17 protein-coding genes are annotated in these 19,215 nt (G+C 62.2%); 7 read left to right on the forward strand and 10 right to left on the reverse strand.

Annotated features, from left to right (window positions below; all coding sequences use genetic code 11):
- Nucleotides 1-50: 50 nt before the first annotated feature.
- On the forward strand, nucleotides 51-335 hold the full coding sequence (locus V1273_RS31880) for a hypothetical protein (protein WP_334411905.1): 285 nt from the start codon (nucleotides 51-53) through the stop codon (nucleotides 333-335).
- 442 nt (nucleotides 336-777) lie between these two features.
- Entirely contained in the window at nucleotides 778-1,716 is a 939-nt protein-coding gene (locus tag V1273_RS31885) for an AraC family transcriptional regulator (RefSeq protein WP_334411906.1), read from the forward strand.
- Between the two features lie 180 nt (nucleotides 1,717-1,896).
- Here V1273_RS31885 and V1273_RS31890 read toward each other — a convergent pair whose 3' ends face one another.
- From V1273_RS31890 to V1273_RS31915, 6 genes are all read right to left on the reverse strand, one after another.
- Nucleotides 1,897-3,096, reverse strand: coding sequence for an ABC transporter substrate-binding protein (locus V1273_RS31890; protein ID WP_334365321.1), 1,200 nt, complete (start codon nucleotides 3,094-3,096; stop codon nucleotides 1,897-1,899).
- A 90-nt stretch (nucleotides 3,097-3,186) separates the two neighbouring features.
- Entirely contained in the window at nucleotides 3,187-5,025 is a 1,839-nt protein-coding gene (locus tag V1273_RS31895; protein ID WP_334365322.1) for an AMP-dependent synthetase/ligase, read from the reverse strand.
- Nucleotides 5,026-5,206: 181 nt separating this feature from the next.
- Nucleotides 5,207-5,986, reverse strand: coding sequence for an ABC transporter ATP-binding protein (locus V1273_RS31900; RefSeq protein ID WP_334365323.1), 780 nt, complete (start codon nucleotides 5,984-5,986; stop codon nucleotides 5,207-5,209).
- A gap of 10 nt (nucleotides 5,987-5,996) precedes the next feature.
- Nucleotides 5,997-6,755 carry an ABC transporter ATP-binding protein gene (locus tag V1273_RS31905; protein WP_028351788.1) on the reverse strand — a complete coding sequence of 253 codons (759 nt, stop codon included), beginning with the start codon at nucleotides 6,753-6,755 and terminating at the stop codon, nucleotides 5,997-5,999.
- Nucleotides 6,752-7,903, reverse strand: a complete 1,152-nt coding sequence (locus V1273_RS31910; RefSeq protein WP_334411907.1) for a branched-chain amino acid ABC transporter permease — start codon at nucleotides 7,901-7,903, stop codon at nucleotides 6,752-6,754. The genes V1273_RS31905 and V1273_RS31910 overlap by 4 nt, the downstream gene beginning before the upstream one ends.
- Entirely contained in the window at nucleotides 7,903-8,778 is an 876-nt protein-coding gene (locus V1273_RS31915; RefSeq protein ID WP_334365325.1) for a branched-chain amino acid ABC transporter permease, read from the reverse strand. The genes V1273_RS31910 and V1273_RS31915 overlap by 1 nt, the downstream gene beginning before the upstream one ends.
- A 288-nt stretch (nucleotides 8,779-9,066) precedes the next feature.
- On the opposite strand from V1273_RS31915, the gene V1273_RS31920 reads away from it, so the two are divergent.
- Nucleotides 9,067-9,819 carry an ABC transporter ATP-binding protein gene (locus V1273_RS31920; protein WP_334365326.1) on the forward strand — a complete coding sequence of 251 codons (753 nt, stop codon included), beginning with the start codon at nucleotides 9,067-9,069 and terminating at the stop codon, nucleotides 9,817-9,819.
- Nucleotides 9,816-11,339: a permease gene (locus V1273_RS31925; protein WP_334411908.1), complete on the forward strand. Its 1,524-nt coding sequence runs from the start codon at nucleotides 9,816-9,818 to the stop codon at nucleotides 11,337-11,339. The genes V1273_RS31920 and V1273_RS31925 overlap by 4 nt, the downstream gene beginning before the upstream one ends.
- Nucleotides 11,340-11,399: 60 nt before the next feature.
- Here V1273_RS31925 and V1273_RS31930 read toward each other — a convergent pair whose 3' ends face one another.
- Nucleotides 11,400-12,284, reverse strand: coding sequence for an alpha/beta fold hydrolase (locus V1273_RS31930; RefSeq protein ID WP_442894175.1), 885 nt, complete (start codon nucleotides 12,282-12,284; stop codon nucleotides 11,400-11,402).
- Nucleotides 12,285-12,492: 208 nt separating this feature from the next.
- On the opposite strand from V1273_RS31930, the gene V1273_RS31935 reads away from it, so the two are divergent.
- Together V1273_RS31935 and V1273_RS31940 are read left to right on the forward strand one after the other, a co-directional pair.
- Entirely contained in the window at nucleotides 12,493-13,311 is an 819-nt protein-coding gene (locus tag V1273_RS31935; protein WP_334365329.1) for an MBL fold metallo-hydrolase, read from the forward strand.
- A 102-nt stretch (nucleotides 13,312-13,413) separates the two neighbouring features.
- Complete coding sequence (locus tag V1273_RS31940) at nucleotides 13,414-14,463, forward strand: amidohydrolase family protein (RefSeq protein ID WP_334379999.1); 1,050 nt, start codon at nucleotides 13,414-13,416, stop codon at nucleotides 14,461-14,463.
- Here the strand turns inward: V1273_RS31940 and V1273_RS31945 are convergent, their stop codons facing one another.
- The 3 genes from V1273_RS31945 to V1273_RS31955 all read right to left on the reverse strand — a co-directional run bounded on the left by V1273_RS31945 (nucleotide 14,464) and on the right by V1273_RS31955 (nucleotide 18,163).
- Nucleotides 14,464-15,720: an aminopeptidase gene (locus V1273_RS31945; RefSeq protein ID WP_334365331.1), complete on the reverse strand. Its 1,257-nt coding sequence runs from the start codon at nucleotides 15,718-15,720 to the stop codon at nucleotides 14,464-14,466.
- Nucleotides 15,721-15,930: 210 nt separating this feature from the next.
- Nucleotides 15,931-16,218, reverse strand: a complete 288-nt coding sequence (locus tag V1273_RS31950; RefSeq protein ID WP_334379998.1) for a DUF1330 domain-containing protein — start codon at nucleotides 16,216-16,218, stop codon at nucleotides 15,931-15,933.
- A gap of 58 nt (nucleotides 16,219-16,276) precedes the next feature.
- Nucleotides 16,277-18,163, reverse strand: a complete 1,887-nt coding sequence (locus V1273_RS31955; protein WP_334411909.1) for a DEAD/DEAH box helicase — start codon at nucleotides 18,161-18,163, stop codon at nucleotides 16,277-16,279.
- Nucleotides 18,164-18,468: 305 nt separating this feature from the next.
- On the opposite strand from V1273_RS31955, the gene V1273_RS31960 reads away from it, so the two are divergent.
- Complete coding sequence (locus V1273_RS31960) at nucleotides 18,469-19,188, forward strand: DNA-3-methyladenine glycosylase I (RefSeq protein ID WP_334411910.1); 720 nt, start codon at nucleotides 18,469-18,471, stop codon at nucleotides 19,186-19,188.
- Nucleotides 19,189-19,215 lie beyond the last annotated feature (27 nt).

Below are 19,215 nucleotides of genomic sequence, written 5' to 3' on the forward strand. Positions count from 1 at the left end.
CCCCGGAATAGAGGCACCAAGTTTAACTAAAGCAATTTTGGAGCTCGGAGATGAGCGGCCTCACCACGCGCGGCTTCGATGAGCTGATCGATCCTCGCGGACTGCGCGAGCAAATGTTCTCTGGCCGCCCCACTCCCGATCTGCCTGATGAAAAATTGGATGCACATGTTTGCGAGATCAAGAATGAGGATGGCGCGGCGCAAATCCTCCGTTTGGTGAATTTGCAGACCTTCAATGCTCGACAGCAGCGCGGCGGCGTTGGTCAGAACGTCAAATGGTCTCTCACGCACGGAGCCTGGTCGAGGTTTCCGCTGGTGAGGCTGATGGGACTCTAGGACCGTAGACATTTGAGTGTCGCAATTCGTCTGAAGCGATCAAAAAGTAAAATGAAACCGACATGCCACGCACAAGCATACCACTGGGGCAGCCCAGCCTTGACTAGCTTTGCGCAGGCCATGACAAACCGGAGCTGCGCCGATCCGCTATTGCCCGCGCATGTGTTGAATTCCACGCCATCGTTCTTAATGCGGGGTTATCTATTCGGCAGGATTGGTGGTTTGGCACCGAAAATTCGGCGGAAAAGATGTCGAAATTCGGCAGGCCCGAGGCGAACCGCTGAGGCTGTTGTTTTCCGCCAAGCCAGCTCGACCCGTAATACTCCGGGGGTCAGAAGCTCGATCCGTAATGCTCCGGGGATCAGAAGTTGATCAAAGTCAAACTCCGTTCTGGCGTCAATGATATGCTCATCATGTCGTTACCGGGGACGCCTACTACCTGATGAACAGCGACGCTCTGCCAACACTCGCGCCAAAAGCATTTCGCTTCAGCGACATTGATCAGTTTCGAAGTTCTGTACGAAATCTGGCCGTGGAATTCACCCCGCTTGTGCGGAAAATCTCGGCTGCGCAAATCATCCTGAATCTGCCGGGTTGCGACATCAATTTCACTCGGTCCTTCCCCCGAATTGTGGAAGGCCAACTTGCCCCAAATTGCACCGCCGTCGGATTTTCGATGGACGACGGTGTACCCATTCGCTTCAACGGGGTCGAAAGAGATCGGTCGGCCATTGCGATCGGAAGTAATGGTGCTGCATACACCACGGTCGAACGGGCCGAACGGCAGTACACATCGGTTATCTTCACGCAGGAAATGCAAGATCGTGGATGGCCCCAGGCGGGCCCGAATTGGAAGGTGTTTGAAACGAGCGTATCAGCGCACCATCGGCTCCGCGAGCTGGTGAGGCAGATCTTATCAAACACCTCGGGTTTCGACGCCTCCGAAGTGAGCGAGGTTTCCTCTGCGATGCGTGAGTCGCTGGTTGCCGCCATCGATGCCGCGTTCGCCAATGTTGTCGATGCAAAATGGGCGTCTCGTGCGAACTCCATCAGGCATTTCAAGATTTTTCGAGACATCCAGGCAGTATTGTCCGGTAGCATCGGGCGGCCGGTCTACAGCGGAGAACTTGCGAGACATGTCGGTGTCTCGGTGCGAACTATGCACGATGCGGTTCAGCGATACCAGGGCATGAGCCTCCATCGATATCTACGCATCAGACGGCTATGGCTCGCGCGCCAGCGATTGCTGGCAGGGACGGGCAGCGTCAAGGCGTGCGCACTTGCCTGCGGCTTTTGGCACCTCGGAGATTTCGCCAGGAGCTATCACTTGCAATTTGGCGAGTCGCCCTCAGAAACCCTGCCCAAATCGCTTCAGCGATGAAGCCGGCATGAGGTACTCAGTACCGGCCGCCGCCGGCCCTGAGTGATTCTGCAGCCGCGCGAGCAGAACTGCAGGTCAGGGTGTAGCGCGCCATGCTTCACCGGCAAAAGATAAGGGCTGCGCGATCTTCTCGCGCAGCCCCCTTTCACGTGAAGCCCTGTCGTTAGAGCAAAGCGCCGCTCAGAACATCAGGCCTTCCTTGACCAGCACCCAGCGGCCGTTCTTGATCTGCTGGACCTGGGTAATCGTGTTGGCCAGATGGTCGGTCTTGGAGAACTTGGTCGGCGGCGAGTTGAAAATGTCGCGGAACTGCTCGCCTGACTCCAGCGCGCTCATCATCTTCTGGCCGGTCAGGTCCTTGCCAGCCTTCTCGGCGTAGAACGCAAACGTCATCATGGCGTTGTAGCCGATGATCGCCTGGGTGTTGGCGTCCGAGCCGAACATCTTCTTGTAGTTGGCTAGCCAGTCCTTGACCTTGCCCTTGGCGGTGTCTTCGTACGGAATTTCGAAACCGGAAGCCGCGTAGAGGCCTTCCACCGCGTCCTTGCCGAGCGCCGGCACTTCCAAAACGTTGGTCGGCGTCGCACCGAGGAAGGTGACGTCCCAACCAAGCTTCTTGGCCTCGCCCATCGCGCCGATGGTTTCGCGGATCACCGTGCCGAGCACGACGACATCGCAGCCGTCGGACTTCATCTTGGCGATCTGCGCACTGAAGTCGGAAGCGCCGCGCTTGTAGCTGGTGACAGAGGCCGGCTCCAGCTTCATCGCCTTGACCTGCTGCGTGAAGCCGTCAAGCACGTTCTTCCCGTACTCGTCGTCCTGATGCAGGATACAGGGCTTCTTGAAACCCTTGGTCTCCAGCATGTACTTGACGGCGGCGCGGGTGCTCTCGACGTAAGGCAACAGGTTGTTGAACTTCAGTCTCTCCTGCGGCTTCGCCGGATCGAACTTGAAGGTGAATTCGGCCGCTGTCAGCGGGAAGAGCTGCATGACACCGGCGTCGAACAGGATGTCCTGCGCGGCGAGCACGGTGGGAGATCCCATCGGGCCGACCATGGCGAAGACCTTGTCGCGCTCGACCATCTTCTGCGAGGCCAGCACGGCGCGCTTCGGATCGTAGCCGCTGTCTTCGATGATCAGCTTGATCTTGCGGCCGTGGATGCCGCCGGCAGTATTGATCTCTTCGGCTGCCATCTTCATGCCGTTGGATACCGGCACGCCCCAGACCTTGATCGGACCGGACAGGTCCTGATGGGTACCGATGACGATCTCATTGGCCGAGATGCCTTGATCGGTAACCTTGGTTTGGGCTGCGGCCGGCAATTGGGTCAGCGCAAGGGCGCTCACCGCAAGGCCCAGCACCTTGAACGATTTCGACATTGCAGTCTCCTCTTCCTTGGCCCGTGTTGCGCGAAGGGTGGGCCTTCTCAGTCCTTCGCCGTTTTCAAATACTTGGTTCCAAATGTTCGCCTACGCCACCGCCCGTTCGCGATACATGGCGTCGATCTCGGCGGCGTAGCGCTTGTTCACGAAGCTGCGCTTCAGCTTCATGGTCGGCGTCAGCTCCTCGTCCTCGGGAGTCAACTGACGCTCGATGAGGTAGAACTTCTTGATGGTTTCGACGCGCGCGAAGTTGGCGTTGACCGCCTCGATCTCGCGCTGGATCAAGTCCTGGATCTCCTGCGCACGGCACAGGCTGGCATAATTGGTGAAGGGAATATTGTGGTCCTGCGCGTATTTCTCGACATTCTCCTGGTCGATCATGACGAGGCAGGTCAAATACGGCCGCTTGTCGCCGATCACCACGGCATCCGAGACATAGGGCGAGAATTTTAGCTGGTTCTCGATCTCCGACGGCGTGATGTTCTTGCCGCCCGAGGTGATGATGATGTCCTTCATCCGATCAGTGATCTTGACGAAGCCTTCATTGTCGATCGAGCCGACGTCGCCGGTGTGCAGCCATCCCTTGGCGTCGATGGTCTCGGCGGTCTTCTCCGGCTGGTTCAGATAGCCCATGAACAGGAAGTCGCCACGGATCAGGATTTCGCCCTGCGGCGATATCGCAACCTCGCCCCACGGCGCGGCCTTGCCGACCGACCCGAGCTTGATGCGATCGGGCGGCATGATGGTCGCGACGCCGCAATTCTCGGTCTGGCCGTAGACCTCGCGCATGTCGAGGCCGAGCGCGAGATACCAGCGGATCAGGTCCGGCGCGATCGGGGCCGCGCCGGTAAAGGCCAGCCGGCACCGGTCGAGCCCGAGCATGCGGCGGATGTTGCGGAACACCAGCCAATAGGCGGCGCGGTTGGCCAGCCGCAAGGACAGTGGCGGCGTATCGCCCTGCAGCTTGTACTCGGTCATCCGATTGCCGATGGCGAGCGCGTTGCGGTACATCCAGTTCTGGAACGTGGTCGCATCCTTCAGCGCGATCGTGATTCCGGAATAGAACTTTTCCCAAATTCTCGGCACCGCGAGGAAGGCGGTCGGCTGCACCTCGCGCAGATTGTCCGGCACGGTCTCCGGGCTCTCGGCGAAATTCATCACCGATCCCAGCGCCAGCGAGACGTAATAGCCGCCGATCCGCTCGGCGACGTGGCAGAGCGGCAGGAACACCAGCCGTTCCTCGTTGTCGGTCGACGGAAACAGGTCATTGGCGTGGCGCATCTGGTGCGTCACGCTGCGGTTGGAATGCATGGCGCCCTTGGGTGGGCCGGTGGTGCCCGAGGTGTAGACCAGGATGGCGAGATCGCCTGCGCTGCGGCTTCCGATCATCTCGTCCCACAGCCCCTCGTTGCCCAGCGCATGGTTGCGACCGAGCGCCATGAACTCGGCCAGCGACAACACCATAGGGTCGCTGAAACCGGTCAGGCCTTCCATGTCGAACACGACGATCTTCTGCAGCGTCGGGCAACGCGAACGGCAGGCGAGTATCTTGTCGAGCTGTTCCTCGTCCTCGGCGAAGATCACCTTGGTCGAAGAATCGTTGATCAAATATTCAACCTGCGACGAGGAGTCGGTCGGGTAGATGCCGGATGAAACGCCGCCGGCGCAGAGGATGCCCATGTCGGCATAGACCCATTCCGGCACGGCGTTGGCGATGATCGAGGCGACGTCCCCGGGCCGGAACCCGCTGGCATGCAGACCATAGGCCACGTCCTTGGATATCTGCAGCCATTCGCGCCAACTGGTCGGCTGCCAGATGCCGAACTTCTTTTCGCGGATCGCCGGCCGGTCGCCGCGTGTTTCCACGGACAGCAAGAAGCTCTTCGCGATCGTGTCGGCGACCGTCAGCACTGCCGGTCTGGCCATGCGCATCTCCTCCCTCTGTCGCCTGCCCTCCGGTGCCGGTGTTCGAACCGGTCTTGGTTTTCGAAGCAGGCTCGAATTTAGCTCTAACTCGTTCTTAACGCCATGCTTTTGACTGCGACGGTTAACGCCAGATCTTCTGACGCCAGATCTTCTAACGCCAAGTCTTCTAACGCCAAGTCTTCTAACGCCACGTCTTCTTCTTTTTCCAGCGCCGCTCGCCGCGGGCGCCCTCTTCCTTGGCACCGAGATAGAATTCCTGGATGTCCTTTGAACTCATCAGCCGCTCACAGGTGTCGTTCATCACGACTCGGCCGATTTCCAGCACGTAGCCGTAATGCGCGGTCTCCAGCGCTACCTTGGCGTTCTGCTCGACCAGCAGGATCGACATGCCCTGCTCCTCGTTGACGCGCTTGATGATGGTGAAGATCTCTTTCACCAAGATCGGCGACAGCCCGAGCGAGGGCTCGTCCAAAAGTAGTAGGGTCGGACGGTTCATCAGCGCCCGCCCGATCGCCAGCATCTGCTGCTCGCCGCCGGAAAGTTGCCCGGCCGGCTGGTTGATGCGTTCCCTCAGCCGCGGGAAATAGCCGTAGACGCGATCGAGATCCTCGGCGACGCCGGCCCGATCCTTGCGCGGATAGGCGCCCATCATCAGATTTTCGCGTACCGAGAGGAATGGAAACACCTCGCGCCCCTCCGGCACGTGGCTCAAGCCCAGCCGGACGATCTTGTCGGCTTCCATGCGCTGGATCGGCTTGCCCAGAAACTCGATCGAGCCTTTTTGCGGATCGAGAATGCCGGAGATGGTCTTGAGCACCGTGGTCTTGCCGGCGCCGTTGGCGCCGAGCAGGGTGACGATGCGGCCGCGCGGCACCTCGAGGCTGATGCCGCGGATGGCCATGATCGGCCCGTAATAGCTCTCGATATTGCTGAGCTTGAGAATGATGTCGGAAGCGCTCATGGCATCATCCTCATGCGCCGAGATAGGCGGCGACGACGTCGGGATGGCGCTGCACCTCGGACGGCGAGCCCATTGCCAGCACGCGGCCGTAGTTAAGCGCAATCACACGGTCGGAGACGCGGTTGACCAGAGTCATGTCGTGCTCGACCATCAAGACGGTGATGCCAAGCTCGGTCTTCATGTCGCGGATCCAGAACGACATGTCCTCGGTCTCCTCGACATTGAGCCCGGAGGACGGCTCGTCCAGCAGGATCAGCTTCGGCTCGGAGCACAGCGCGCGCGCCAGCTCGATCACCTTGCGGACCCCGTAAGGCAGCCCCGAGATCAGCTTGTCGCGATAGGCTTCGAGATCGAGGAATTCGATCACCTGCTCGACGCGGCGGCGATGCATCTTTTCGCCGGCGCGCACGCTCGGCAGGAACAACAGTTCCTGCCAGAGCCGCGTGGTGGAGTGGCGGTGCCGGCCGACCAGGAGATTGCTCAGCATGGTCGCATTCTCGAACAATTCGATGTTCTGGAAGGTGCGGGCGATGCCGAGGCCTGCGATATCGTAGGCCGGCTGATTGGTAATATCCTGGTCCTCGAAGAAGATCCTGCCCGAGGTCGGTGGATAAATCCGCGAGATCAGGTTGAAGATTGAACTCTTGCCGGCGCCGTTCGGGCCGATGATCGAGAGTATCTCGCCCTTCTCCACAGCGAAGCTGACGGAATCGACAGCTTTGAGGCCGCCGAAGTGCAGAGAGAGATTTTCGGCACGGAAATAGCTCATCGGTTCCGCTCCGATTTCACGTAGATCTTCTGGCGTTTGAAGGTAGCGCGCTTGTAGAGCGGGAAGAGCTGGAAGAAGAGTTTTATCTTCAGCCAGCGGCCGTAGAGACCGAGCGGCTCGAACAGCACGAACAGCACGATGATCACCCCGTAGATGGCGCCCTTCAAGCCATTGGCGGACGCAATGGCGGCGACATTGTCGTTAATTTTGCCCGCCGCAATGCTGTCGGTGCCAAAGGTCGCTGCGATGCCGGCGATGATGCCGGGCAGGTCGTCCTTCAGGTACGTCAGGAACGGATCGATCATGACCAGAAAGATTGCACCTAGCACCGCGCCGTGCAGGCTGAAGGCGCCGCCGATCAGGATCACGATGATGAACTCGATCGAGAGCTGCAGCGTGAACATTTCCGGCGAGATGAAGGAGAGCTTGTGCGCGAACAGCACGCCGGCGAGGCCTGTGATCGCCGCGCTGATCGCAAACGACTTCACCTTGTAGAGCGACACGTTGACGCCCATGCTGCGCGCCGCGGTTTCGCTGTCGCGTATCGCGACGAAGGCGCGTCCTGTCGGCGAGCGCAGCAGATTGAGCGTGCCGACGATGGTGAGGATCAGTACGGCAAGACAGAGATAGTAGAAGGTCGGGCCGTTTTGCGGCACTGCCTGCCCGAACAGGCTCAGCGTCTTGACCCGCATGCCCTCGTTGCCGTGGGTTACGCTTTCCCAACGCGCCAGCACCTCTTCAACGATGAAGGCGAAGGAAATTGTCGCGATGACGAGATAGATGCCCGTCAGCCGCAGCGCCGGGAATCCGACCAGCGCGCCGACCACGCCGGTCAACAGGCCCCCGGCCAGGAAATAGACCGGAAACGGCACGTTGAACTGCTGCAGATAGGCCGCCGTGTAGGCGCCGATCGCCAGAAAGGCGGCGTGCCCGAGTGAGGCCTGCCCGGTGAAGCCGGTGAGAATCATCAGTCCCACGCCCACCGTCGCATAGATACAGACGAACACCAGTTGGCTGACGAGGTAGCTGGAAAGCACAAACGGCGCGATCAGGAGAAACGCCAGCAGGATACCGTAGGAGACGACGTAGCCGCTGTGCGGAAACAGTTTGATGTCGTCTTCGTAATCCGTCTTGAAGAGAAAACGCATTAGACCTTCTTCCGCATGTGAACACCGAACAGGCCTTCGGGCTTGAGCAGCAGCACCACCAGAAGGACGATGTAGGGAGCGACGTCTTTCCAGCCCTGCGGCAGGTAGAAGCCGGCCATGCTCTCGATCACGCCGATCAGCACGCCTCCGACCACGGCGCCGGGGATCGAGCCGAAACCGCCGAGCACGGCGGCGGGAAATGCTTTCAGACCCAGCACCAGTCCGACATTGGAGTGAATGAAAGTGATCGGCGCCAACAGCACGCCGGCTGCGGTCGCGACCGCCGCAGCGATCGCCCACACGATCGAGACCACGCGCTTGACCGGAATGCCCATGTAGTAGGCAGCCAGCATGTTCTCGGAGCTGGCGCGCATCGCGGTGCCGAGCGTGGTGCGGTTGAAGAACAGGTACAGCAACGCGCAGAGGATGATGGTGGCGGCGATCACCGACAGCTTGTCGTATGCGAGCACCAACGAGCCGATTCGCAGCACACCGTCGCTGAACGGCGTTTCGATCTTGAAATCGTCGGTGCCCCAGATCATGCCGACGATCGAGCGCAGGAAGTATCCGAGCCCGATCGTTGCCATGATAATGGAAAACTGCGGATAACCGAGAATCGGGCGCACGACGACGCGTTCGGCCAACATGCCGAACAGGGCCATGGCGATGACGGCACCGGCGAATCCGAGCCAGTAATTGAGACCAAGCATGCCGATGAATGTGAAGGCGAAGAATCCGCCCAGCATCATCAAATCGCCCTGGGCGAAATTGACGACCTCGGTTGCCTTGTAAATGAGCACGAAACCGAGCGCGATCAGGCCATAGACGCAGCCGAGCGCGATGCCACTCACGAGCTGCTGAACGAAGTCCAGCATCATTTCCCTCCCCGATGCCGGGCGATTCTGTCGATCGCCTCTTTCGCATCTTGTGTCTACACGCTGCCCCGCATCCACGATGCCTGCAGCCGCATATGTCCCGTCGCATTGAGCCCAAAGCGCCGACCGCTGTCAACAAAGCGCTGCGAGCGGCGCCGTTAACAATTGCGGAGAAATGCCGCAGCCCCGGGAAGTTGCGGGGTCGGCGCGATTTGGTCCACCAGATTCACCGCGCCGAAAGTTCTTCGGTTCATGGTCCGCGACGAACAACTGGATCGTTCCGAAATCATGAAAGCGGATGTATCGGCGCTCGAGGTGCGAGGGTTAACGAAGCGTTTTGACCGCCCGGCGGTCGATGCGCTCGATCTCACCGTTCGCACCGGCGAGTTCTATGCCCTGCTCGGCCCCAACGGCGCCGGCAAGACCACGACCTTGCGCATGGTCGCCGGTCTGCTCAAGCCCGACGCCGGCTCTGTATCCATATTGGGCATCGATGCGCTTGCCGATCCCGTCGCCGCCAAGCAGATCATGGCCTGGGTTTCCGACGAGCCGATGATCTACGACAAGCTGACGCCGCTGGAATATCTCGAATTCGTCGCCGGCCTGTGGGGCATCGATCCCGCAACTTCCGAAACTTCCGCTCACCAGCTTCTGGCGTCGCTCGGGCTGGAGCCGCATCTGCACGAACGCTGCGAGGGATTTTCCAAGGGCATGCGGCAGAAGGTGGCGCTCGCCGGCGCACTGGTTCACGATCCCCGGCTGATCATCCTGGACGAGCCGCTGACCGGGCTCGACGCGCTGTCGGCGCGTCACGTCAAGGGATTGCTGCAGGAGCGCGTCCGCTCCGGCTGCACCGTGATCATGACGACGCATATTCTCGAAGTCGCCGAGCGGATGGCCGACCGGATCGGCGTCATCGCCGCGGGACGGCTGGTGGCCGAGGGTACGCTCAGCGAGCTGCGCCAGCAGAATGGCCGCGGCGACACCAGCCTCGAAGACATGTTCATCGCGCTCGTCGACGCCGGGGCGGCAGCCGCATGAGTTCGGCCGCGGCGCTCACCTGGTTTGCCCGGCACGAAATCCGGCTGGCCTGGCGCGAATGGCTGGCCATGATGACCGGCAGCCGGGGAAAGCGAAAGCGCGCGATCATCTTCCTGGTCGTGTTCGCCGCCATCATGCACCTGCCAGCCTATGCGGTGATCGGCCGCTTTGCCGATTTGCAGGCGCCGCTAGGCAAGCCCGAACTGATCGTCATCACCGCGACGATCTTTCTCGCCTGGGCATTGATGCTGTCGCAGGCGATCGAATCCGTGACGCGGGTGTTTTACGCCCGCGCCGATCTCGACCTCCTGATGTCGTCACCGGCCAACCTCGCCAACGTGTTCTCGGTGCGGATCGCGGCGATCGCGCTGTCCGTCATCGGAATGGCGCTGCTGCTGTCGACGCCCTTTGTCGACGTTCTCGTGATCGGCGGCGGCGCGCGCTGGCTCTCGGCGTTCGGCGTCGTCGTCGCCATCGGCCTTTCGGCTGCAGCGGTAGCGATCGCGATCACCGTGCTGCTGTTCAGGCTGATCGGCCCGAGCCGCACCCGCCTCGTCGCACAGATCGTGGCCGCCGTCATCGGCGCCGGCTTCGTCATCGCGCTCCAGGTCGCGGCCATTCTTTCCTACGGTACGTTGTCACGCTTCGCCGTGCTGACCTCCGATGCCGCTTCAGCCTATGCGCCTGATCTCGACAGTCCGCTGTGGTGGCCGGCTCGCGCGGCGATCGGCGACGGCATGGTGCTGTCATGGCTCATGGCCGGCGGGCTCCTGCTGCTCGGCGCGGTGATGGCGGTCTTTTCGCCGCGATTTGCCGATACCGTCGTCCGTGTCGCCGCAACCACGCGCGCTGTCCGTCGCGGGCCGCACGCTACTGCATTTCGCGGCGGCTCGCGGCAACGGGCGCTACGCACCAAGGAGTTCCTGCTGCTGCGGCGCGACCCATGGCTGCTGTCGCAAAGCCTGATGCAACTGCTCTATCTGGTGCCGCCAGCCCTGATGCTGTGGCGAAGCTTTTCCGATAGCTCTGACGCGATCGTGCTGATCACGCCCGTGATCGTGATGGCGGCGGGCCAGCTTGCCGGCGGCCTCGCATGGTTGACGATCTCAGGAGAAGATGCCGCCGACCTGGTCGCAACCGCACCGCTGCCGCCCTCGCGCATGATCCGCGCCAAGGTCGAAGTGGTGCTGATCGCCATCGGCGCCATCTTCACGCCGCTGATCGCAGCCCTTGCGTTTGCTTCCTTGACGCAGGCGATCGTCACCGCGCTCGGCGTCATTATCGCGACCGTCTCCGCCGCCGCGATCCAGCTCTGGTTCCGCGTGCAGGCCAAACGCACCCAGTTCCGCCGCCGCCAGACCTCGTCGCGACTGGCGACCTTCGCGGAAGCCTTCTGCTCGATCGGCTGGGCTGCGACGTCAGCTCTCGCTGCCACCATTCCAGTTGCCGCCGTGATCAGCGGCGCGCTGACCGCCGGTATTCTGGCTGCGACATGGAAGATCAGCCCGCGGCGGGGCTGAGCGACCTCCACCAATGTGCTAGCATCTCAAGGTTGCGTTATATACCGCGGCAAAGTCGACTTATCGGCGAACCAGCTCCATCACAGCCGCCGCAAACGCCTCCGGCGCTTCCTGCGGCAGATTGTGCCCGACGCGCGGCACCACGCGATGGACGCGGCGGCCGGTGAATTTCGGTGCGCTGGCGGTGCCATCGGTTGCGGGGGCCACGCCATCGTCGGCGCCATCCAGCGTGATTGACGGCACGGTGATGGGAGGAAGTGCCGCCAGCCGGCGCTGGATGTCGGCATATTGCGGATCGCCTTCGGCCAGACCGAAGCGGTGGCGATAGCTGTGGATCACCACATCGACGTAATCGGGATTGTCGTGGGCCATTGCAGTCCGCTCGAAGCAGGCATCGTCGAACGACCAGTTCGGCGACCACTGCGTCCACAATATTCGGGCGATCTCGCGCCGGTTGGCGGCAAGGCCGGCGCGGCCGCGCTCGAGCTGGAAGTAATACTGGTACCACAGCGCCACCTCGCGTTCGCCGCGCATCGGCACCATGGCGTTGGCAATATCCTGGATCAGATAGGAATTGACGCAGACGAGCCCGAGGCAACGCTCCGGCCATAGCGCCGCGCCGACGCAGGCCGCGCGGCCACCCCAGTCGTAGCCGGCGAACACCGCGCGCTGGATGCCGAGCGCCTCCATCAGCGCCATCATGTCCGCGCCGACCGCCGCCTGTTCGCCCGAGCGCGGCGTTGCGGCATCGCGAAACCGGGTCGGACCATAGCCGCGCAGATAGGGAGCGATGACACGGCAGCCCTGGGCAGCCAGCTGCGGCGCGACGTCGACATAGGAATGAATGTCGTAGGGAAAGCCATGCATCAGCATCACGGCGGGGCCATCCGCCGGGCCCGCCTCGTAATAGGCGATGCTGAGCGGGCCGGCATCGACCTGCCGCAGCGGCTCCAGCCGCTTCGATGACGGGGCACGCGAGGCCGGGGCGGCGGGTTCTTCAGTCACGGCGAACTCCCAGGTTGTTTCTTACAATATGTCATAGCCCGGCCCCGATGAAGCAAATCCGGCGCGCTGCCGTGCGCGAATGCCATGACCTCTCCCGAATTCGGCGATACAGTGTCGCTCACGGCCTTCACCGCTGACGGGTCATGCCATGTTGCGATCCCTTGCTGTCGCCCTCGCCTTCCTCGGTTCGCTGATCGTCCCGGCGGCCGCCCAACAGCAGCCTTTACGCAGCGAATGCCTCGCGATGGCTAATGCGCCGCCACGCGCCGTTCCGGTCAGCCTGCGCCGCACCGCCGCCAAGGTGGAAGAGGTCGCGATTACCTATGTCGGACATTCCACCTACTACATCGACACGCCCGACGGCGTGCGGATCGCGACCGACTTCAACGGCGCCTACCGGACCGGCCGCCTGCCTGATGTCGTTACCATGAACCGCGCGCACTCGACGCATTACACGTTGTTCCCTGACCCGAAGATTGCGCACGTGTTGCATGGCTGGGGCGAGAATGGACAGGCGGCGCATATCTCAACGCGCGTCGGCGACGTCCATATCCGCAACGTGCCGACCGACATCCGCCGCTACTATGGCGAGGGCTCCAGCGGCGGCATGATCAAGGACGGCAACTCGATCTTCATCTTCGAAGTCGCCGGCCTCTGCATCGGCCATCTCGGACATCTGCACCACAAACTCGACGAGACGCATTTTGCGGCGATCGGCCGGCTCGACATCGTGATGGTGCCGATCGACGGCACCTATACGATGTCGCTCGACGGCGTTTCCGAGATCACCCGGCGGCTGCGTTCCTCCATCGTGCTGCCGATGCATCGCTTCGCCACTCCGCTCGACGAATTCATGCGTCTGATCGGGCAGCAATTCCAGATCGATCAGCGGAGCGAGCGAACCTTGAAGATTTCGCGCGACACGCTGCCGGGCACGCCGACGGTGATCATTCTGGAGGGCGTGTAGGCGCATCGCTAGTAACGCCGTCATTGCAAGCCAACCGGGCGCGCATTCGCGCGATCCGTTGGCACGCAACGACGGGCAACAACAATCAAGGGAGCGACGTCCATGGCCAGCACTGCACCCGCCTCCAGGAGCGGGCTCTATGCCGATCCGCGCGAAGACTGGCTGGCGCAGCACACCGAAGAGATCATCGATCCCGCCCTCCCGATCGTCGACCCGCATCACCATCTCTGGGACCGCGGCGGCCTGCGCTACATGATCGAGGAAATGGCTACAGACATTGCCTCCGGTCATAACATTATCGCGACCGTCTATGTCGATTGCCGCTCGATGTACCGCGCGCAGGGGCCGGAAGCGTTTCGCCCGGTCGGCGAAGTCGAGTTCGCCAATGGCGTTGCGGCGATGGCGGCGAGCGGCGGCTATGGCAAGGCCGCGATCTGTGCCGGCATCGTCAGCCACGTCAACCTGCTGCTCGGCGAAGGCGCAAGAGCCGTGCTGGAAGCGGAGATCGCTGCCGGCAACGGCCGCTTCCGCGGCATCCGGCACTCCTCGGCCTGGGATGCCGATCCCAATGTCGCCGGCATGTATGCGACGCGGCCGCAAGGGTTGTTGCTCGACAGCACGTTTCGCAGGGGCTTTGCCTGCCTCGCGCCATTGGGCCTGAGCTTCGACGCCTGGCTGTTTCATCCGCAGATCGGCGAACTCACCGATCTCGCCCGAGCTTTCCCTGACACCAAAATCGTGCTCGATCATTGCGGCGGTCCGGTCGGCATCGGCCGCTTTGCCGGCCGGCGCGAGGAGGTGTTCTCGGAATGGAAGGCCTCGATCCAGGAAATCGCGCGATGCCCGAACGTCGTGGTGAAGCTCGGCGGGCTCGCGATGTGCCTGCTCGGCTACGACTTTCATCTGCGCCCGAAGCCGCCGTCTTCGGAACAGACCGCCGCCGCGTGGCGTCCCTATATCGAAACCTGCATCGAGGCCTTTGGGCCCGATCGATGCATGTTCGAAAGCAATTTTCCGCCTGATAAAGGCCAGTGCAGCTATCAGGTGATTTTCAACGCGTTCAAGCGTATCGCCGCACAATACAGCGAGGCCGAGAAGACGGCGCTGTTTTCGAAGACGGCGACCGACTTCTACAGGCTCTTGCTGGGTTAGTTACGCCCACTCGCCCTTGCGGAATACCGGGACGCGGCTTCCGTCGGCGTGAATGCCGTCAATGTCGGTTTCGGCCGATCCGATCATCCAGTCGATGTGAATGAGGCTCTTGTTGCCGCCCTGTGCCGCAATCTGTTCCGGCGTCAGCTTGTCGCCGCCAACAAAGCATTTCGAGTAGCACTGGCCGAGCGCGATGTGGGAAGCGGCATTCTCGTCGAACAGCGTGTTGAAGAACAACAGACCGCTTTTTGAGATCGGCGAGGAATGCGGCACCAGCGCCACTTCGCCGAGACGCGCCGCGCCCTCGTCGGTGTCGAGCACCTTCTTGAGCACCTCCTCGCCGCGCGAGGCCCTTGCCTCGACGATGCGACCTTCCTCGAACCTGACCGCGATGTTGTCGATCAGCGTGCCCTGATAGGACAGCGGCTTGGAGGAGACGACATGCCCGCTGACGCGCCGGCAATGCGGCGTGGTGAAGACTTCCTCGGTCGGGATGTTGGCATTGCAGGTAATGCCGTTCTTCGCGGTCGAGGCGCCGCCTTCCCATTCGTGGCCGTCGGCAAGGCCGATCGTCAGATCAGTGCCCGGGCCGGAATATTTCAGCGCGTGGAAGCGCTGGCCGTTCAGCCATTCGGTGCGCTCGCGCAGCACGGCGTTGTGTTTTTCCCAGGCGGCGACGGCGCCATCCTGATCGACGCGGGACGCCGCAAAAATCGCATCCGCCAGTTTTTCCACCGCGACGTCCTCGGGGACGTCAGGGAAAACCTGTTTGGCCCAGGACGGACTCGGATAGGCGATGATGTTCCAGTTGGTATCGAAATTGACGATCTTCTCCAGCGCCGGCTGATAGGCGATCGAATTGGCCTTGCTGGCACGCGCCACTTTCACGGGATCCTCGCCCGACAGCAGCATCGGATTGTCGCCGACGATGGCCAAGCGCGCGGTGTTGGCGCCGAACGCCTTCGCCATGCCCTCATAGAGCCAGTTGGCGGCACGATCGAAACCGGCCTCGTGGCCGTAGCGGTAGCGCGCCAGCGTGATCGCCTCGTCCGACAGTAACGGCGTCACCAAACCCGCGCCGGCCTGGTACGCATGTACGGCAATCCGGCGCACCAGCGGCAGCGCGACCGAGGGCGCGGTCAGCAGCAGGTCCTGCCCCGGCTGTAGCCGCAAGCCGACCTTGACCGCGACTTCGGCGAGGCGGTCGAGCTTTACGGGATCAATCGAGACGGAAGCGTTTCGCTCAGGTGCGGTCATGATTCTTTCGGCCAATGCTGAAGGATTTTTAAGGCTTCGCAAGCTTCGACCATGATGACGCAATCATGTCAAAAGCGAGCGAAGCGCCTGACAGCAGCAATAGCACAAGAATGGCCCGGCGAAAGCCGGCCTCGTTGATGTTCCGGAATGCAATAATGCCAAGCCGGGAACCCCGGCTCGGATCAAGTCAACGTGGCAAAGGCGGACATCCTACAATCCCCTTACCGTCAGCACGATGGCGTCGGCGCCCGCTTTGCGATCGACGGAGATTTCCTGATATTCCGGCGAATTCTGAAATTCCTTTGCCGCGGCGTCATCGGGAAATTCCATGATCACGACCTTGTCGCGCGGCCATTCGCCTTCCAGTACGACCGGATCTGCGTCCGCTACCAGCAGCTTGCCACGGAATTTCTTGAATACGCCCATGAAACGCGCCTGATAGCGATCGTAGAGTTCGCGGCGGGTGAACTTCAACTGGGCGATGATGTAGACGCTCATGACGGCTCCTCATTTGAGGGTTGCGCGGCGGGGGCCGTTGAGGTCTCGGTCATGCCGGTCAGCCGCGAAACTTCTTCTTTTTCTTCTTACCGAGTGCAGGTGCCTCCTTCTTGCCGAATGCAGGCGCCTCGCGTTCATGCCGCGGTTTTCCGGCGTGAGCCGGCCTGTCCCGATGCGGTTTCTTCCTATCGTAATGCACTTCCTTGTCAAACCCTGCCCGGTCAGGGCTCTTTGCGTTTTTGCGGTGCGGTTTCGGTGTCCGTTCCTGCTCGCGTGCCTCGTCGCGCGGCGGAGCATTCGTCATCGCCTCGATGCGAATGCTGTCTTCCTTGTCGGGACGGCGGATTCGCGCGGCGAAGCGGTCGGCGACACGCGCGGAAATCTCGAACTCGGTGACGCTGTCCAGAATGCGGATGGTGCCGATATCTTCCTTCTTGATGCTGCCGCGGCGGCACAGCATCGGCAGCAGCCAACGCGCTTCTGCGTTCTTCCGGCGTCCGATCGCGGCGCTGAACCACACGGTGTCCTCCGCCATGCGATGGCGCGCCGCGGATTTCGTTGGCTTCACTCCCCTTCCAGCCTCGCGATCGGCCCGCTCGCGGGCGCGCTCGGCCCGAGATTTGACGCGCTCCTCGCCGGGATCGACGATGTCCTCGGGAGAGGGCAACCGCGCGCGATAGAGCCGTGCCAGCGCGGTGGCGATCTCTTGCGACGACCGTTCCGCAAGCAAGGTTTGCGCGAGTGCCTCATCCTCCGCCGTTATTTCGCCTGCGAACACATCATCGCGCAGCAGCCGCTCCTGATCCAGCTTGCGAATTTCATCGGGCTGCGGCGCCAGGCCCCAGGCCGCGTCGATCCCGGCGAGCTTGAGCAACATATCCGCGCGACGCCGCCGCGCCGGCGGCACCAGCAAGATGCTGACGCCCTTGCGACCGGCCCGCCCGGTGCGCCCCGAGCGATGCTGCATGACTTCCGGATCGTTCGGCAGATCGGCGTGGATGACGAGGTCCAGGTTCGGCAAATCGATGCCGCGCGCGGCAACGTCGGTCGCAACGCAAACGCGGGCGCGGCCGTCGCGCAAGGCCTGCAGCGCCAGCGTTCGCTCGTTCTGGGTCAACTCGCCCGACAGCGCCACCACGGAGAAGCCGCGCTCCAGCAGCGTTGCCTGCAGATGCCGCACGGCCTCGCGCGTGTTGCAGAACACCAGCGTGCCAGGCGATTCGAAATAGCGGAGGAGATTGACGACGGCGTGCTCGACATCACCGGCGGCGATCCGGATCGCGCGATACTCGATATCGGCATGACCGCCCTCGTCGCCGGCGACTTCTACGCGGAAGGCCTGCTGCTGATATTCCTTTGCCAGCGCGATGATACCCTGCGGCAGGGTCGCCGAGAACAGCAGCGTGCGGCGGTCGTCCGGTGTGGCCTGCAGGATGAATTCCATATCCTCACGGAAGCCGAGATCGAGCATCTCGTCAGCCTCGTCGAGCACGATCGCCTTCAACTCGCTGACGTCGAGTCGGCCGCGCCGCAAATGATCGCAGAGCCGCCCCGGCGTGCCGACCACGATATGGGCGCCCGCGGCCAGTTCGCGCTGCTCGCGGCGCGGATCCATGCCGCCGACGCAGGAAACCACGCGCGCCTCCGCGTGCTGATAGAGCCAGCCGAGTTCGCGGTGCACCTGAAGCGCAAGCTCGCGGGTCGGCGCGACAATCAATGCAAGGGGCGCGGCAGCCCGCTCGAATCGTTCGGCGCCATCCAGCAGGTTCGTTCCAATCGCCAGACCATAGGCGACCGTTTTGCCGGAACCGGTTTGCGCAGAAACGAGCAGGTCACGGCCATCAGCTTCGTCGGCCAGCACCGCCGTCTGCACCGGTGTCAGCCGATCGTAGTTGCGTTCCGCCAAAGCTCGGGCGAGCGGCGCATTTGCGGGCAGTAATGTCACGAGATGTCAGACCTTGGTTGGCGTTGTCGGCCGGGAATATGAAAAGGGCGCCTCGAACCGAAATGACTTAAAAAGCTGCGCATTGACGACGCGCAGCCGCACGGCCTGACGGATTTGAATGAGGTGGGGATGCTTTAGGCGAAATCCAGCCGGGACGCCATCCATTCTTTGCAGGTCAGCCGATCACTTCTGCGACGGTTAACCTTCCACGCTGCCGGCTGGGAATTCCGGGATGATCCGCTACACTAGGGCTTTCCGGGTATTTCAACCGTGGTTTTCAACTTAAGCTTATGGGGCCATGCACCGTGACCGCGTTCAAGACCATCCGCGCCCGCGCCGAAAAGCGCAAGGGCGGGCCGAAAGCACTCGCCGAGCTGCTGCCGGCCAAGCCGGACCCGAAGGCGCTCGCCAAGCTCGGCGACGACCGGATTCTCGCCGAAATGACCAAGCGGGTGTTCTGCGCGGGCTTTGCCTGGAGCGTGATCGAGAGCAAATGGCTGGGCTTCGAGAAAGCGTTTCTAGGCTTCAAGCCCGGGCCGCTGACGCTGCAGCCGGATGATTTCTGGGACGGCCTGATGAAGGACACCCGCATCGTGCGCAACGGCGCCAAGATCATGTCGGTGCGCGCCAATGCCGGCTTCGTCCGCGACGTTGCGAAGGAGCACGGCAGTTTCGGCAAGTTCCTTGCGAACTGGCCGTCGTCGGACCAGGCCGGATTGCTGGAACTGCTGGCCAAGCGCGGCAGCCGGCTCGGTGGCAATACCGGGCAGATGATGCTGCGTTTCCTCGGCTGGGACGGATTCGTCACCTCCAGAGACGTCGTGCTGTGCCTGCGCGATGCCGGGCTCGACATCGCGGAGACCGTCACCTCCAAGCGCGATCTCGCCAAGGTGCAGGCGCAATTCAACGCCTGGGCCGAAGAGACCGGCCTTCCTTATGTGCAGCTTTCGCGGATTTGCGCGCTGTCGATCGGCGAGAATTACGCTGCGGAGAAGCTCGCGAGCATGATGGGCGCCGACGATTGATGGGTATCGCTGCGCTCCATCATCCTA

This window comes from Bradyrhizobium sp. AZCC 1721, assembly GCF_036924715.1.
Taxonomy (GTDB): domain Bacteria; phylum Pseudomonadota; class Alphaproteobacteria; order Rhizobiales; family Xanthobacteraceae; genus Bradyrhizobium.

Coding starts and splice junctions, on each gene's coding strand:
- V1273_RS31880 (WP_334411905.1), top strand. CDS start 51: ATGAGCGGCCTCACCACGCGCGGCTTCGATGAGCTGATCGATCCTCGC.
- V1273_RS31885 (WP_334411906.1), top strand. CDS start 778: ATGAACAGCGACGCTCTGCCAACACTCGCGCCAAAAGCATTTCGCTTC.
- V1273_RS31890 (WP_334365321.1), bottom strand. CDS start 3,096: ATGTCGAAATCGTTCAAGGTGCTGGGCCTTGCGGTGAGCGCCCTTGCG.
- V1273_RS31895 (WP_334365322.1), bottom strand. CDS start 5,025: ATGGCCAGACCGGCAGTGCTGACGGTCGCCGACACGATCGCGAAGAGC.
- V1273_RS31900 (WP_334365323.1), bottom strand. CDS start 5,986: ATGAGCGCTTCCGACATCATTCTCAAGCTCAGCAATATCGAGAGCTAT.
- V1273_RS31905 (WP_028351788.1), bottom strand. CDS start 6,755: ATGAGCTATTTCCGTGCCGAAAATCTCTCTCTGCACTTCGGCGGCCTC.
- V1273_RS31910 (WP_334411907.1), bottom strand. CDS start 7,903: ATGCGTTTTCTCTTCAAGACGGATTACGAAGACGACATCAAACTGTTT.
- V1273_RS31915 (WP_334365325.1), bottom strand. CDS start 8,778: ATGCTGGACTTCGTTCAGCAGCTCGTGAGTGGCATCGCGCTCGGCTGC.
- V1273_RS31920 (WP_334365326.1), top strand. CDS start 9,067: ATGAAAGCGGATGTATCGGCGCTCGAGGTGCGAGGGTTAACGAAGCGT.
- V1273_RS31925 (WP_334411908.1), top strand. CDS start 9,816: ATGAGTTCGGCCGCGGCGCTCACCTGGTTTGCCCGGCACGAAATCCGG.
- V1273_RS31935 (WP_334365329.1), top strand. CDS start 12,493: ATGTTGCGATCCCTTGCTGTCGCCCTCGCCTTCCTCGGTTCGCTGATC.
- V1273_RS31940 (WP_334379999.1), top strand. CDS start 13,414: ATGGCCAGCACTGCACCCGCCTCCAGGAGCGGGCTCTATGCCGATCCG.
- V1273_RS31945 (WP_334365331.1), bottom strand. CDS start 15,720: ATGACCGCACCTGAGCGAAACGCTTCCGTCTCGATTGATCCCGTAAAG.
- V1273_RS31950 (WP_334379998.1), bottom strand. CDS start 16,218: ATGAGCGTCTACATCATCGCCCAGTTGAAGTTCACCCGCCGCGAACTC.